Source organism: Micromonospora sp. NPDC005206 (assembly GCF_040608175.1).
Classification (GTDB): domain Bacteria; phylum Actinomycetota; class Actinomycetes; order Mycobacteriales; family Micromonosporaceae; genus Micromonospora.
Map to the genome: position 1 here is coordinate 298,277 of NZ_JBEXHU010000007.1, position 14,961 is coordinate 313,237.

General features: G+C 74.1%; 13 protein-coding genes. 6 read left to right on the plus strand and 7 right to left on the minus strand.

What is annotated here, in order from left to right:
* Positions 1-16: 16 nt before the first annotated feature.
* Together ABZU69_RS13270 and ABZU69_RS13275 are read right to left on the minus strand one after the other, a co-directional pair.
* The gene (locus tag ABZU69_RS13270) at positions 17-964 is read right to left on the minus strand and encodes a DUF4352 domain-containing protein (RefSeq protein ID WP_354964598.1); all 948 of its coding nucleotides are present in this window, start codon (positions 962-964) and stop codon (positions 17-19) included.
* A 139-nt stretch (positions 965-1,103) separates the two neighbouring features.
* Positions 1,104-1,760 carry a 4'-phosphopantetheinyl transferase superfamily protein gene (locus ABZU69_RS13275; protein ID WP_354964599.1) on the minus strand — a complete coding sequence of 219 codons (657 nt, stop codon included), beginning with the start codon at positions 1,758-1,760 and terminating at the stop codon, positions 1,104-1,106.
* Positions 1,761-1,970: 210 nt separating this feature from the next.
* Between ABZU69_RS13275 and ABZU69_RS13280 the strand changes: the two genes are divergently transcribed.
* The gene (locus ABZU69_RS13280) at positions 1,971-2,240 is read left to right on the plus strand and encodes a hypothetical protein (RefSeq protein WP_354964600.1); all 270 of its coding nucleotides are present in this window, start codon (positions 1,971-1,973) and stop codon (positions 2,238-2,240) included.
* Positions 2,241-2,290: 50 nt separating this feature from the next.
* On the opposite strand, the gene ABZU69_RS13285 is transcribed toward ABZU69_RS13280, so the two are convergent.
* The 3 genes from ABZU69_RS13285 to ABZU69_RS13295 all read right to left on the minus strand — a co-directional run bounded on the left by ABZU69_RS13285 (position 2,291) and on the right by ABZU69_RS13295 (position 6,457).
* Positions 2,291-3,073 carry a peptidase gene (locus ABZU69_RS13285; protein WP_354964601.1) on the minus strand — a complete coding sequence of 261 codons (783 nt, stop codon included), beginning with the start codon at positions 3,071-3,073 and terminating at the stop codon, positions 2,291-2,293.
* Positions 3,073-4,356 (minus strand): VWA domain-containing protein, encoded by a 1,284-nt coding sequence (locus ABZU69_RS13290; RefSeq protein ID WP_354964602.1) that lies wholly within the window; start codon positions 4,354-4,356, stop codon positions 3,073-3,075. The genes ABZU69_RS13285 and ABZU69_RS13290 overlap by 1 nt, the downstream gene beginning before the upstream one ends.
* A gap of 391 nt (positions 4,357-4,747) precedes the next feature.
* Positions 4,748-6,457, minus strand: coding sequence for a phospholipid carrier-dependent glycosyltransferase (locus ABZU69_RS13295; protein WP_354964603.1), 1,710 nt, complete (start codon positions 6,455-6,457; stop codon positions 4,748-4,750).
* 84 nt (positions 6,458-6,541) lie between these two features.
* Here ABZU69_RS13295 and rsmI point away from each other — a divergent pair, with 84 nt between their 5' ends.
* Positions 6,542-7,390 (plus strand): 16S rRNA (cytidine(1402)-2'-O)-methyltransferase, encoded by an 849-nt coding sequence (gene rsmI / locus ABZU69_RS13300; RefSeq protein ID WP_354964604.1) that lies wholly within the window; start codon positions 6,542-6,544, stop codon positions 7,388-7,390.
* A gap of 75 nt (positions 7,391-7,465) precedes the next feature.
* On the opposite strand, the gene ABZU69_RS13305 is transcribed toward rsmI, so the two are convergent.
* The gene (locus ABZU69_RS13305; protein ID WP_354964605.1) at positions 7,466-8,560 is read right to left on the minus strand and encodes a hypothetical protein; all 1,095 of its coding nucleotides are present in this window, start codon (positions 8,558-8,560) and stop codon (positions 7,466-7,468) included.
* Between the two features lie 157 nt (positions 8,561-8,717).
* On the opposite strand from ABZU69_RS13305, the gene metG reads away from it, so the two are divergent.
* The gene (metG, locus tag ABZU69_RS13310) at positions 8,718-10,520 is read left to right on the plus strand and encodes a methionine--tRNA ligase (protein WP_354964606.1); all 1,803 of its coding nucleotides are present in this window, start codon (positions 8,718-8,720) and stop codon (positions 10,518-10,520) included.
* 61 nt (positions 10,521-10,581) lie between these two features.
* Here the strand turns inward: metG and ABZU69_RS13315 are convergent, their stop codons facing one another.
* Positions 10,582-11,829 (minus strand): hypothetical protein, encoded by a 1,248-nt coding sequence (locus tag ABZU69_RS13315; protein ID WP_354964607.1) that lies wholly within the window; start codon positions 11,827-11,829, stop codon positions 10,582-10,584.
* A gap of 154 nt (positions 11,830-11,983) precedes the next feature.
* On the opposite strand from ABZU69_RS13315, the gene ABZU69_RS13320 reads away from it, so the two are divergent.
* The 3 genes from ABZU69_RS13320 (at position 11,984) to ABZU69_RS13330 (ending at position 14,922) form a co-directional block, all read left to right on the plus strand.
* Positions 11,984-12,883 (plus strand): TatD family hydrolase, encoded by a 900-nt coding sequence (locus ABZU69_RS13320; RefSeq protein ID WP_354964608.1) that lies wholly within the window; start codon positions 11,984-11,986, stop codon positions 12,881-12,883.
* Positions 12,884-12,992: 109 nt separating this feature from the next.
* The gene (rsmA, locus tag ABZU69_RS13325) at positions 12,993-13,862 is read left to right on the plus strand and encodes a 16S rRNA (adenine(1518)-N(6)/adenine(1519)-N(6))-dimethyltransferase RsmA (RefSeq protein WP_354964609.1); all 870 of its coding nucleotides are present in this window, start codon (positions 12,993-12,995) and stop codon (positions 13,860-13,862) included.
* Between the two features lie 109 nt (positions 13,863-13,971).
* Positions 13,972-14,922, plus strand: a complete 951-nt coding sequence (locus tag ABZU69_RS13330; RefSeq protein ID WP_354964610.1) for a 4-(cytidine 5'-diphospho)-2-C-methyl-D-erythritol kinase — start codon at positions 13,972-13,974, stop codon at positions 14,920-14,922.
* Positions 14,923-14,961: the final 39 nt, after the last annotated feature.

Consider the following 14,961-nt stretch of genomic DNA (forward strand, 5'->3'; position numbering starts at 1 on the left):
TCCGTCGGGGAAAACGTCAGGGCTTCCAGGAGCCGGCGGTCTCGAACTCGTGCTGGTACTCCAGCACACCCTCGGTGTCGGGCACGTCGAACACGACGCTGCCGGTGCGCTTGGTGCCGGCGGTCAGGTCGTTGCCGGCGGGCATGGGCTTGCCGCAGCCCGAGAAGGCCCCACCGATCGCGTTGGTCTCGGTGCCGTCGGCGGCGACCCACTGGAAGAAGAGCGGGTTCGTCGAACCGGTGCCCTTGGTGACTGCGACCGTCACGTCGGCGATCACGTACATGCCCTCGTCCGGCTTGAGGCCGTACGACTTGCAGGGCTCGGTGGAGGTGCTGAACTTCGTCACCGTGATCTCGACGGTGCCGTCGTCGCCGTCGATGACCAGGGTGTCCCCGGGCGACATGTTCCGGGTGTCGTCGTCCGTCGAGGGCGGGGCCGACGAGCGCGGGGCCGACGAGGCGGCGCCGATCGGCGGCTGCCCGACGCCCCGGGTCACGCCCGGGGCCGGCAGGGCTTCGGTCACGTCGTTGGCGGCCCGGTTCGCCCCGATGACCACCGCCACGATGCCGCCGGCGCAGCACAGCAGGGTGAGCACGGCCGCGGTGACCGCGATGACCACCACGGTCTTCTTGGAGTTCTTCACGGGTACGGGCGGCGGCATGGTGAGCGGGTGGCCCGGCCCGCCGGGTGGCGGGTACGCGCCGCCGCCCGCTCCCGGGTACGCGCCGCCCGAGAACGGCGGCGGCTGCCAGGCCTGGTCCGGCGCGGTCGGGTACCGCGGGCTGGCGTACGGCGCCTGCGGCGCGTTCCCCCCTGCCGACCACGGGTTGGGCGACACGGGCGCCTGCGGGACCGTCGGCTCGGCGGCGGACTGCTGCGGTGTCGCCGGGAACGGTTGGGTCGGCGGCTCCGGGTTCGGCTGTTGGGGGTCCTGCGGCCCGACGGGGGGCTGGGGGTGGGTCACCGTACTCCTTGACGCCTCGGTACGTGCGGTTCGCGAACCCGCCGACGCTACCGTGCGTCATCGACCGCCCGGTCGCCGCGCCAGATCCCGTCCCACGCCGGACCACCACGGTGGACGGTCCGGTGTCGGACGCAGGGTGTCAGCGGAGCGGGAGAACGGCGGCGGTGCGGACCAGCCCGTCGGCGACCACGAACCGGCCGCTGACCGTGGCCGGCGGGTCGGCGACCGCCGCCGCGTCCACCCGGGCCGGCGCGATCCGGGCGGTGAACGTGCCGGCGTCCGGGTCGAGATCGAGCCGGGCGTCGTGGAAGTCCAGCCAACTCCCGACGACCGGGTACCAGACCTTGTAGACGGTCTCCTTGGCGCTGAACAGCACGACCGGCCAGGAGACGCCGCGGGGCAGCCGCGCGCAGGCCTCCTCCTCCTCGGGCAGCAGCACGAGTCGGCGTACTCCCTCATTTATCTCGCGGTGCTGCTCGGCGTCCATCCCGACGGACCGGAGGTCGGTGCTGCGCGCCGCCGCGGCGGCGCAGTAGCCGGTGGTGTGGGTGATGCTGCCGACCACCCCGGCCGGCCAGACCGGCGCGCGGTCGGCGGCGGCCGGAACGGCGGCCGGTGGCAGGCCGAGGCCGGCCATCGCCCGGCGGGCGCAGACCCGCCCGGCGGTGAAGTCCCGCCGGCGGGTCTGAACCGCCCGCTCGCCCAGGCAGGCCTGCTCCGCGGCGAGCAGTTCCCCGACCCAGTCGTCCGGGTCGGCGACGGCCACCGCCACCGTCGCGGGCAGCAGGTCACGCATTGCCGGCTACCGGTCGGTAGATAGGGACGCGCTGCGCCGACTTCGTGTCGACCGTCAACTTTCCGACTGCCACGAGGGGAGAACGTACCGGAAGGATGTAACACCGGAGGGACGCGCAGCGCTCGCACTGATGACACCGGGGGGCCACCATCAGCCGCTGACCGGGGCTCGGCAACCGCCAGTCCTGCGGACATCTGGAGAGGACGTGCGATGACCGATGGTGCGGAACGGCCGGGAGGACGGGCTGACGATCACGCCCCGACAACCCCCGGCTGGAGCTGCGGCTCCTGCGGCGAAGAGTGGCCGTGCGCGACGAAGCGCAGCCGGCTGCTGGCCGAATACGGGGGTGACCGGGCGATGCTCAGCGTCTACCTGGGCTCCTGTCTCGCCGCCGCCACGGAGGACCTGCGCGCCGCCCCGGTGATGTCCCTCCAGGATCGGTTCATCGGCTGGCTGCCGCGCGGCTCGCGACGCGCCTGAGCCCGCCGGTGGCCCCGCCGCCGGGCGGGGCCACCGGGGGTCGGGCTCGTTCAGCCGCGCCGGGGTCGCCGGGTCAGGGCGAAGCCGACGACGCCGGCTACCGCGGCCAGCACACCGCCGATGCCGGTCCAGACCCAGCGCGAGCCGAGATCCGGCAGCCAGTCCGCCAGTGAGTCACCCTCGTCGTCGGCCTCCGCGTCGGCCGCCGGTACGGCGGTGAGCACCGTGCCCGCCTTGGTGTTCGGCACCAGCGGCGCGGCCAACTCGCCGTCGTCGGCCGAGGCGCCCCGGTCGGCGACGGTGCCGACCAGCAGGTCGACGTCGATCGGCGCGCCCAGGTCCGGTTCCGGCAGGTCCACCACGGAGAGCCGGATGACGTACGTGCCGGGCAGCGGATCGGCCGACCACGGCTCCGCCCAGGGCCGCACCTCGCGCAGCGTGCAGCCCAGCGCCACGCTCGACGCCCGCGCGTCCACCGTCGGGGTCTGCGCCCCGGCGGTGCACGCCTGCCGCCGGCGCAACCCGTCGAAGACGTCGACGGTCCAGGTGGAATCACCGCCGCGTGCCTTCGGGAAGGTGACGGTGGCGCTGATCTCCTGCACCTGCCCGGCCGTTGCCGGGAAGGACCAGTAGAGGTGGTCGCCGACCGAGGCGTCCACCCGCACCGGTTGCCCGGCGGTGATCGGCGTGGCGGTCAGGAACGACGTGCCGGCCCGGGTCACCGGCGTGGCGCCCGGCGCGGACCCGCCGGCGGCGACGGCCGCCGCGGGCAGCAGCGCGGACCCGCCGGCGGCGAGGACCGCCGCCAGCGACCGGAACAGTGCGGTACGCATCAGTTCTCCCTCCAGGTGGCGACCCACCAGCGGGTGAGCAGGCCGGCGAGCAGTCCGGTGAGCAGGCCGGCCACGGTGAGCAGGGCGAGCAGCGCCCAGCCCCGGCCGAGGTCGGGCCCGTCCGGCGCGGGCGCGGCGGCGACCACGTCGACGGTCAGCTCGACCGGCATGCCGGGCGTCGCCGCGGTGCCTGGGCGCGGGGCGAAGGAGTTGCTCACCACCAGGCAGACGGTGGTGGGCTCGATGGCCGCTGCCGCGGTCTCCTCGGCCTCGACGGCGTCCTCGTCGTCGGCGCTGGCCGACCAGCGCAGCCCGGCGGAGAGCACGTCGGCGCGCCCGCTGCCGGCGTCCGCGCCACGGACCAGTTCCCGGCCGTCCGCCGCGGTGGCCCGCAGCAGCACCCCGTAGTCCCGGTTCACCGGCCGGTCCAGAGCCATGCTCACCGACGCGCGCAGCTCCTGCCCGGGGCGCACCGGCACCCGGTAGTAACGGTGCTCGGAGAACGCCTCCCGGTCGGCGTAGACACCGGGGGCCAGCAGTGGCGCCGAGTCGCAGGCGTTCGCGCCGCCGACCACGGTCGGGGCCCGGGTGTGCGTGTCACCGGCACGCTCGACGAGTTGCTTGATCCGGTCGGTCAGCTCCTCGGCGCTCTGCGCCGCGGTGTAGGTGCCGCCGGTCGCGCCAGCGATGCAGAGCAGCTGCCGACGGACTTTCTCGTCGGGGGCCAGGCCGAGCGTGTCGACCACCAGGCTGGTGCCCTGGGCGGCCAGCTCGCGGGCCACCTCGCACGGGTCCGGCGGGGCGCAGGTGTCCTCCCCGTCGGTGATCAGCACGATCCGTCGGGTGGTGGCGCCGGTGCCCAGGTCCTGCGCGGCGGAGCGCAGCGCGAGGCCGACCGGCGTGAACCCGGTCGGTCGTAGCGTCGCCACCGCCGCCTTGGCGCGCGCACGGTCCACCGGCCCGACGGGCACGATCTGCTGGGTGTCCTGGCAGCCGACCTTCTTGTCCTTGCCCCGGTAGGTCGCGCCGAGCACCCGGATGCCGAGCTGTGTCTCGGCGGGCAGCGCGTCCACGACCTCGTTGAACGCCTGCTGAGCGACTGAGATTCGGCTACGCCCGTCGATGTCCGCGGCCCGCATCGAGCCGCTGACGTCGAGCACCAGCTCGACCCGGGGCGGCTCGGCCGCCGGCTCCTCGTCGGCCGCCGCCGGGACCGGCCCGGTCAGCGCGGTGGTCGCCAGCAGTCCGAGAAGGACGGCCGCCGATCGTCTGAAGTTGATCACGGCCCGCAGTGTAGTTAGATCCACTTTGGATGATCATTTGGGTGGTGGTTGGTGAGCGCCGGGCACCGGTCCGGCGGGCGCCGGACGTGGGCGCGGCGAGCGGGGTCGCGCGGCCTCGGGCCTGCTCGTTCGGGGCGCTGAGTCCACGCCGGGTCACCCTCGGTCAACGGCCGGAGGGGAGGCGTCGGCCCGGCCCGCATCCGTCGGAAATCTGACCCAAGTCGACCCGTTGTGCCGGTGGTGCGCGGTGGTTAAGCTGCTCATGCGCGCCCCAATCGCCCGCTTCCCCCGTGGCAGGCGATCGGGGCGCGCATCTTTGTAAAACGGGCCCGCACGCCGAAGCGTGCGGGCCCGTTTCCGTCGCGCTGAGCGGCGCAACGCCTGCCGATGCTTATATCCAGCGCCCGTCCAGCCACATGCGGGACAGCCAGTCCGAGTACGGGATCAGCCGACCCACGAAGATTGGATAGAAGTACGCGAAGCAGAGCGCCACCAGCAGCACGTACGCACCGGCCGCGATGCTGCCCACCAACCGGCGTTCGTAGCCCGGGTCGCCGGGCACCAGCGGCGCCACCTCGCCGACGTCACCCCCGGCCGGCGCGATCAGCGCACCCAGCACGTAGACGACGGCCAGCACCAGGAAGGGCAGCGCGGGTGCGGCGTAGAACGAGAACATCGTCCGGCCGTCGAGGGCGAACACGAACCAGGGCAGCAGCCCGGCCGCCACGCTGAGCAGGAGCGCTCCGGCCCGCCAGTCGCGGCGAGCCACACCCAGCCAGACCAGCGCCACCAGGGCGGGCAGGAACGACCACCAGAGCAGCGGGGTGCCGAGCAGCAGGATCTCCGAGGCGCAGGACGGCGCGCCACAGGCGCCATCGCCGGACCAGTGGAACGCCACCGGACGGCCGAGCAGAAGCCACTGCCAGGGCCACGACTGGTATTTGTGCGGGGTGTCCAGCCCGGTGTGGAAGCCGAATGCCGCCCGGTGGTACTCGAAGAGGTTGATCAGCGGACCGATCACCGGGGTGTCACTGAGCGGGGCGTTCGGATAGGACGACGCGAGCCGGTAGTAGCCGTCGTCGCTGAGCAGCCAGCCCGACCAGGTGGCCAGGTAGGTACCCACCATCAGCACGCCGGCCAGCACCAGCCAGGGCAGCTCGTCGAGCACGGTGTCCCGCCAGGGCCGGCGGACCCCGGCCGAGCGGCGGACGCCGACCTCCCAGAGGAGCACCAGCAGCGCGAAGGCCGGCACGAAGTAGAGCGCGCTCCACTTCACCGCGCAGGCGCAGCCGAGCAGCACCCCGGCGGCGAGCCGCCACCACGGCCAGGTGCGCCAGCCGGTCGGCGGCCGGCCGGCGCGGCCGGGCAGGGACGGGTCGAGCCCGTCGTCGAGCGCCCGCGCCCAGCGCCGGCGGCGGGCGTCGCGGTCGAGCACCAGCGCGCCGAACGCGGCCAGCACGAAGAAGAGCAGGAAGATGTCGAGCAGCGCCGCGCGGGACAGCACCAGGTGGAAGCCGTCCAGAGCGAGCAGCAGGCCGGCCGCGCAGCCCAGCACCGTCGAGCGGAACATCCGCCGCCCGATGCGGACCAGCAGCAGCACCGACAGCGTGCCGACCACGGCCGCCGAGAACCGCCAACCGAACTCCGGGGCGGTGGTCATCAGGTGCCCGGGGACAGAGACCTTCGACTCGACGTCCTGATAGCCGAAGGCCCACTCGCCGAGGCCGATCAGCCACTTGCCCAGCGGGGGGTGCACCACGTACGACGGGGCGTTGTCCTTGTAGTTCCACTCGACGCCGCGGCTGATCAGCCCGTAGGCGTCCTTGGCGTAGTACGTCTCGTCGAAGATCTTGCCCTTCGGGCTGGACAGGCCGACGAAGCGCAGGATCGCCGCGATGGCCACCACGACGGCGGTGGCCAGCCACGAGAAGCGGTCCAGCCGGGTGTCGACGGTGGTGAACCGTCGGCGGACCCCGCCGGACACCGCGCCACCGCCGGCGGGGGGCGACGCGGACTCCTGGTCGGGGCTCTGGTCGCTCGTCACGTCGACCATCTTTGCCGGGTCGGCGCTCGGGCTCTGCGCTGTCGACGCACTCGTCACCCGGCGATCGTAGGCTGCCAACGTGTCCGGTGGCGTCCGTCGTCCCTGATACCGGTATCCGCTGTCAACGAAGGAGACGATCCTGTGGGTGAAATGTCCGAAGCTGGGCGCCTGATCCTGCTCGGCGCCCCGCTCGGCAACCCCGCCGACGCCTCGGCCCGGTTCCGGGAGGTGCTGACCAGCGCCGACGTGGTGGCCGCCGAGGACACTCGCCGGCTCACCCGGCTGGCCCGCGACCTCGACATCACCGTCGGCGGCCGGATCGTCTCCTACTTCGAGGGCAACGAGGAGCGACGTACCCCCGAGCTGGTCGAAGTCATCCTCGGCGGGTACGTGGTGGCGCTGGTGACCGACGGCGGGATGCCGAGCGTCTCCGACCCCGGCTACCGGCTGGTCCGGGCCGCACTGGACGTCGGGGCGCCGGTCAGCGTCGCGCCCGGGCCGAGTGCGGTGACCACCGCGTTGGCCGTCTCCGGGCTGCCCTGCGACCGGTTCTGCTTCGAGGGCTTCCTTCCCCGTACTCCCGGCGCCCGCCGATCCCGGCTGCGCGCCCTCGCCGCCGAGGAGCGCACCCTCGTCTTCTTCGAGGCGCCGCACCGGATCGGAGCGGCGCTCGCCGACCTGGCCGAGACGTTCGGGGCGGACCGGCCGGCGGCGCTCTGCCGGGAGCTCACCAAGACCTACGAGGAGGTCCTGCGCCGCCCGCTCGGCGAGCTGGCCCGGTGGGCCGCCGAGGGAGATCCGCGCGGGGAGATCACCCTGGTGGTGGCCGGGGCGCCGGTGACCGCCGCGGAACGCCCCGACGACGACACCCTGCGCGCGGCGGTCGCCGAGCGGGAGGCGGCCGGCCGGTCACGCCGCGACGCCATCACCGACGTCGCCACCGAGTACGCCCTGCGCCGCCGCGACGTCTACACCATCGTGCACAGCTGACCCACGTTCGCGGCGCGCCGGACCGGGTTCACCGGGTGGTCGGTCCCGCACGCGGGAGTTCACCGGGCGGACGGGTCACCACGCGGCGGCGAGGAAACCGAGAGTGATCAGCGCCGGGCCGGCGACGGCGACCGCGACCGCCCAGCGGCGGTTCCGTCGGCCCGGCAGCCGCGTCGCTCCGGTCCACCGGGCGATACCGGCGGCGCAGCCGAGCACCACCAGCAGGCCGGGCAGCCAGCGGAGGTGCCGGGCCACGCCGGTGTCGACGTACGCGGTGCCGCCGTCGGGGGCGGCCATCCGCGCCGGCAACGCCGTCCCGGGGACGTCTCGACCGGCGGGTACGCCGCCGACCCGTACCCCGTGTGCCAGGAACCGCCCGTCGTGCGCCGTGAAGATTCCCCGGCAGCGCTGGGTGAGCCCGCCGCCGGTGCAGTCGTCGATCACCACCGTGCCGACCCGGGCATGCCCGACCGCGAGCCAGAACGGGCCGGCGCTGACCCAGGCGAAGAAGGCCGCGACCAGGCTCAGCAGCACCAGCACCGCGAGCCCGGGCAGCGGGTCCGGGGGTGGAGTGGTGCGGGTCGGTGCCCGGCGCCGGGCCGCGCCGGAGCCCCGGTCCCGCTCCGGTGCGGGATCGTCCCGGACCGGGGTGCCGTCCCAGTGCACCTGCTCGATCGGCGCCCAGTAGGTGCCGTCGTCACCATCCGGCGGCGTGTCGCCGTCGGTCCGGCGGGCGCCCAGGTGCCAGCGGCTGTGCTGCCGGACCGGCAACCGGCGCGGCACCGCGTCCACCGGCGCCCCGGTGGTCGGCTCCAGCTCGACGGCCGCCGCGGGCTCCCCGCCGGCCGGTGCCCTGCCGCCCGACGGGCCCGTCGGCGTGGGACGAGCCGGGGTGGGTGCCGGCGCGGCCGGCGTCGGACGGTCCGGAGTCGCGGCGGTCCCCGCCGTGCCGTCCGGCTTCGGCGTGGCTGTCCGCCCCGCCGGCGTGGGCCGCTGCCTGCCGGGCCGGCCGGCGGCGGGGGCCGGTGAAGCGGTGGCGCCGGGCACCAGCCGGGGCTGGGGCGCGACCGTTCCACCACGCGCCCCGCCGGGCTCGGGGCTGGGGTCGCCGCCGACCGTCGGCCCGGTGGGACGGTCATCGTGGTCCCGGGCCGCTCGTCTGCCAGTCACGACGTTCATTGCACACCGGTGCCGGAGTCGGATCGGGCAGGCTGAGCGCGTGTCGGCACAAATCGGACCAATGGGCGGGGTGCCCGGACCGGTCCGCCGACCCCGCACCCCCCATTGGTTCGCGGGCGTCCCGGAGAGGTCACTAGGCTTGCTGCTCATGAGTCACGTTCTCGCGGCAGTGGCCTGGCCGTACGCCAACGGCCCACGCCACATCGGCCACGTTTCCGGTTTCGGCGTTCCCTCCGACGTCTTCGCCCGGTACATGCGGATGGCCGGCCACGACGTGCTCATGGTCTCGGGCACCGACGAACACGGCACCCCCATCCAGGTGCAGGCCGACGCCGACGGGGTCACCCCGCGCGAGCTGGCCGACCGGTACAACAGGGTGATCGTCGAGGACCTGCACGGCCTGGGGCTCTCCTACGACCTGTTCACCCGCACCACCACCCGCAACCACTACGCGGTGGTGCAGGAGCTGTTCGAGGGGATGTACCGCAACGGCTACATCGTGCCGAAGACCACCATGGGCGCGATCTCCCCGTCCACCGGGCGCACCCTGCCCGACCGGTACATCGAGGGCACCTGCCCGATCTGCGGGTACGACAGCGCCCGCGGTGACCAGTGCGACAACTGCGGCAACCAGCTCGACCCGATCGACCTGATCGACCCGAAGTCGCGGATCAACGGGGAAACTCCGAAGTTCGTCGAGACCGAGCACTTCTTCCTGGACCTGCCCGCGCTGGCCGACGTCCTGCGGCAGTGGCTGGACACCCGGGAGGGGTGGCGGCCCAACGTGCTGCGGTTCTCCCGCAACCTGCTCGACGACCTCCAGCCGCGGGCGATCACCCGGGACCTGGAATGGGGCGTACCGATCCCGTTGGACGGCTGGCGGGACCGGCCGGACAAGCGGATCTACGTCTGGTTCGACGCGGTGATCGGCTACCTGTCCGCCTCGATCGAGTGGGCCCGCCGCACCGGCGATCCCGAGGCGTGGCGGAAGTGGTGGTCCGCCGACGGGGAGGGCAAGGACGCCCGGTCCTACTACTTCATGGGCAAGGACAACATCGTCTTCCACTCGGTGATCTGGCCGGCGCTGCTCTCCGGATACTCCGGCGAGGGCTCCCGCGACGGTGAGCCGGGCGAGCTGGGCCAGCTCAACCTGCCCACCGAGGTGGTCTCCAGCGAGTACCTGACCATGGAGGGGCGCAAGTTCTCCTCGTCCCGCAAGGTGGTCATCTACGTCCGGGACTTCCTGGAGCGCTACGACGCCGACGCGCTGCGCTACTTCATCGCCGCCGCCGGCCCGGAGAGCAACGACACCGACTTCACCTGGGCGGAGTTCCTTCGCCGCAACAACGACGAGCTGGTCGCCGGCTGGGGAAACCTGGTCAACCGGTGCGTCTCGATGGCGGCGAAGAACTTCGGCGCCATCCCGCCGGTCGACCCGGCCGGCCTCACCGAGGCCGACGAGGCACTGCTCGCGGTGGCCCGCGCCGGCTTCACCACGGTCGGCGACCTGATCGGCCGGCACCGGCAGAAGCAGGCGATCGGTGAGGCCATGAAGGTGGTCGCCGAAGCCAACAAGTACCTGTCCGAGCAGGCGCCGTGGAAGCTCAAGGCCGAGGCGGACAAGCCCCGCATGGGCACCATCCTGCACGTCGCCCTCCAGGTGATCAGCGACGCCAACACGCTGCTCACCCCGTTCCTGCCGCACTCCGCGCAGCAGGTGCACGAGCTGCTCGGCCGCACCGGCGTGCACGCGCCGATGCCCGTCATCGAGCAGGTCGACGACCTGGACGGCGGGCCGGCGTACCCGGTGCTGACCGGGGACTACACGGTCGGCGCGCGCTGGGAGTCGGTGCCGCTGGAGGCCGGCCGTCCGCTGGCCGCGCCGAAGCCCGTGTTCCGCAAGCTCGACCCGTCGATCGTCGACGAGGAGCTGGCCCGGCTGGCCGGCTGAGCGCAGGACGTCGCCGTGCGGCGGCACGACGCCCACCTGGGCGCCGTGCCGCCGCTGGGCTTCACAGCGCGTACCGGGTGTCCATCACCTGATCGTCGGTCACCTCGGCGCCCGGCGCCCAGGTCTCGTAGACGCCACGATCGTGGCACTGCGCCCCGGTCGTGAGCACCGTGTCCGGATCCGGCTGACGCAGCCGCAGCCGCAGCCAACCGGCCTCCTCCCGCAGCACCAGGCAGGGCACGCCCCGCCACCGGGCGAACCGGATCCGGCGGGCCACCGCCTCCACCGGGTAGCGGGCCGCCCGGGTCATCGCCAGCACCCGGAACCCGCCGGGCAGGTCCGCCACCGCCTCGTACTCGCCGTCGCCGTGCACGCCGACCAGCTGGGTGGAGCGCGGCGCGTCCCCGGTCGGCACGTACTCCTGGTCCGGGGAGAGACCCGGCACCGCGGCCAGCAGGTGCCGCCACTGCGGGCCCACCATCCGCAGCCACCCGCGCTGCTCGGCCTGATAGGTGTAGAGCACCACCTCCACCCCCTCCGCCGGGTAGGCGAGCAGGGCGGCGTTCGCGGGCATCGGCAGGTCGGCGAAGTCCCGGGTGATGAACTCCGGAATGAGCTGGGCGTTGCTGGGCACGAACCCGGTACCCAGCACCGGCGGGCCCAGCCGGTCCCGGGGCGCCAGCGCGGTCAGACCGTGGTGCGCCTCGCCGACCGGCACGTCGTAGTCACCCGGGTCGGCGGCCCGCCAGCGCAGGGCGTACGCCACATCCAGGCCGTCCCTGCCGACCTCGCCGTCGGTGCGCAGCACCGTGGTCGCCGCCGGCGTACGCAGGTGTGCCACGTCGTGCTCCCGGTAGCAGAAGCCGTGCGGCAACCACCCCCGCACGTACCCGGCGAGCTGTCGGGGGGAGAGCACCTTCACCATCCGGGTGCCCCGCCGGACCACCGCCGACGCGCGTGCCGCTGCCACCATCGCGTCACCCGCCGCAGCCGGCTGCTGGCTGAGCTGGTGCAGCTGCGCCCACCCCCGCTCCCGATGTGCCGGCAGCATCAGCGGCGTGTCCGGCTCCTCGGCCGGCTCCACCGCCCCGTGCACCGCCGTCACCTCGGTGACGTGCACGAACCGGTGCCACGGCAGGGCGCTGCCGGGTCGGGGAGCCCGTTCGAAACCGGGCACCTCGTCGGCGCTGAACAGCTCGTACGCGGCGCCGCGGGCGATCTCCTCGGCCGGGTAGACGCCGCCGCCGAACGCCACGCGCAGCCCGGTACGTTCGCTGGCGGCGTCGCTGGCCTGGGGAGTGACGCTCATGCCGTCACCTCCCTCCACTCGGTGAGATGCGGGCCGTCACGCTGTCGCGTCGGTCCGGTGACGCACTCAGTCCGCCCATGCGGCGACGGTAGAGTCGCGCGGCGTAGGCGAGGTGAACGTCGGGTGGCGGGCGGATGGACAGCCCCGGTGTGTGATGCTGTCGCTGATGAGCGAGCCTGCTGAAACCCGCCGAGAGCGTGCCGCACGGCGGGCCGGAGAGTTTCCGCCCGCCCCCGAGCCGCTACCCCGGCCGGTGCTGGACAGCCACACCCACCTGGACATCACCGTCAGCGAGGCGGGCGTGCCCGGCGGCGGGCCGGCCGACGACCCGGTCGCCGTGGCGATCTCGCTGGCCGCGAAGGTCGGCGTGGACCGGCTGGTCCAGGTGGGGGTGGACGTGGTCTCCTCCCGGTGGGGCGTGGAGATCGCCGACCGGCATCCCGCCGTGCTGGCCACGGTGGCCCTGCACCCCAACGAGGCGCCCCGGCTGGCCGACCTCGACGAGGCGCTGCGGGAGATCGAGTCACTCGCCGCCCGCGACCGGGTCCGGGGGATCGGCGAGACCGGGATGGACTTCTTCCGCACCGGCGACGAGGGGCGTGCCGCGCAGGAGGAGAGCTTCCGGGCGCACATCGCGATCGCCAAGCGGTACGGCCGGGCGTTGGTGATCCACGATCGGGACGCGCACGCCGACGTGCTGCGGATCCTCGACGACGAGGGCGCTCCGGACACCGTGGTGCTGCACTGCTTCTCCGGTGACGCCGACTTCGCCCGCGAGTGCGTCCGCCGCGGGTACGTGCTCAGCTTCGCCGGCACCGTCACCTTCGGCAGCGCCGCCGCGCTGCGCGAGGCCGCCGCGCTCACCCCCGTGGACCAGATCCTGGTGGAGACCGACGCCCCCTACCTCACCCCGACGCCGTACCGCGGCCGGCCGAACGCCTCGTACCTGATCCCGCTCACCGTCCGCTCGCTCGCCGCGACCACCGGCGCCGACCTGGACGAGCTGTGCGCGGCCATCTCCGCCACCGGCGACCGCGTCTTCGGCCCGTGGTGAGCCCGGCCCCATCGCACGCCCGGACGTTAGGAAGGGCACCTTGCAATCGCCTGGTGTTGTACAAGGGGCCCTTCCTAACGGCGGGGTGCGGGCGCATACGCTGCCAGCCATGACCGGACTCCTCGGCCCGGCGGAGATCCGGGAACTCGCCGCCCGGCTGGGCGTCGCGCCCACCAAGAAGCTGGGCCAGAACTTCGTGCACGACCCGAACACCGTGCGCCGGATCGTCACCGCCGCCGGCCTGACCCCCGACGACGTGGCCCTGGAGGTCGGCCCAGGGCTCGGCTCGCTCACCCTCGGGCTGCTGCCGGTCGCCGGGCACGTGCACGCCGTGGAGATCGACCCGGTGCTCGCCGGCGCGCTGCCGGAGACCGCCACCCGGCACGCCGGCGCGGACGCCGGCCGGCTCACCGTGCACCGCGCCGACGCGCTGCGCGTCGACGCCGCCGAGCTGGCCGACCCGCCGCCGACCGCGCTGGTGGCCAACCTGCCCTACAACGTGGCCGTGCCCGTGGTGCTGCACCTGCTCGCCGAGCTGCCCAGCCTGCGCAAGGGCCTGGTGATGGTGCAGAAGGAGGTCGCCGACCGGCTGGTCGCCGGCCCCGGTTCCAAGGTGTACGGCATCCCGTCGGTGAAGCTCGCCTGGTACGCCCAGGCGCGAGGCGCCGGCCGGGTGCCGCCGAACGTCTTCTGGCCGGTGCCCAACGTCGACTCCGGCCTGGTCGCCTTCACCCGCCGCGAGCCACCCCGAGCCGACGTACCCCGGGAACGGGTCTTCGCCGTTGTGGACGCCGCGTTCGCGCAGCGCCGAAAGACCCTGCGCGCCGCGTTGGCCGGCTGGGCCGGCGGCGCCGACCGGGCGGCCGCCACGCTCACGGCGGCCGGCGTCGACCCCGGCGCCCGGGGGGAGTCGCTGACCGTCGAGCAGTTCGCCGCCATCGCCGCGTCGGCTCCGGTCGGTACGCCGGCCGCGAAGTAGGCTGACGCCGTGCCCGCCGAGGAGGCGTACGGGTGAATGCCGACCACGCCGAGGAGCTGATCGTGATCAAGTCGTTCGACATCCGCCTGGCCGTTCGGGACATCGCCCCGTGACCGAGGCCTGGCGACCGGACGAGGACGACGAGCGCCGCGGAGCCATCGGACCGGTCAAGGTCCGGGTGCCGGCCAAGGTCAACCTGCACCTCGGGGTGGGCCCGCTGCGCCGCGACGGCTACCACGAGCTGAACACCGTCTACCACGCGATCTCCATCTACGACGAGCTGACCGCCCGTCGGGGCGACACGCTCGCCCTGACGATGGAGGGGGAAGGCACCGGCGAACTGGCGCTGGACGACACCAACCTGGTGATCCGCGCCGCGCACGCCCTGGCCGGGTACGCCGGGGTGCTGCCGCACGCCCGGCTGCACCTGCGCAAGCAGATCCCGCTCGCCGGCGGGCTGGCCGGCGGCAGCGCCGACGCCGCCGCCGCGCTGGTGGCCTGCGACGCGCTCTGGGGCACCGGGCTGTCCCGTGACGAGCTGGCCGGGATCGCCGCCGACCTCGGCTCCGACGTGCCGTTCCTGATCTACGGTGGCACCGCGCTGGGGACCGGCCGGGGTGAGGCGGTCAGCCCCGTGCTGGTACGCCCCACCTCCTGGCACTGGGTGGTGGCGATCGCCGACGGCGGCCTGTCCACCCCGGCCGCCTACCGCGAGTTGGACCGGCTCCGCGACGCCCGCACCGCCGGTGCCCCGCTGGGCAGCACCGACGCGCTGCTGGGCGCGCTGCGCCAGCGTGACCCCCGGGTGCTCGCCCGCACCCTCGGCAACGATCTCCAGGACGCGGCGCTGGCCATGCGCCCGGCGCTGGCCGACACCCTCAAGGCTGGCGAGGCGGCCGGTGCGCTCGCCGGCCTTGTCTCCGGCTCCGGCCCGACCTGTGTCTTCCTCGCCGCCGACGCGGCCGCCGCTGAGCGGATCGCCGCCGAGCTGACCGCCGTGGGCGTGTGCCGGGAGGCGCGGGTCGCGCACGGCCCGGTCGCCGGAGCCCGCGTCGGCTGACGTCCCGTCCCTCCCGCGCTGCGGGCGCGCGGCGCGGGA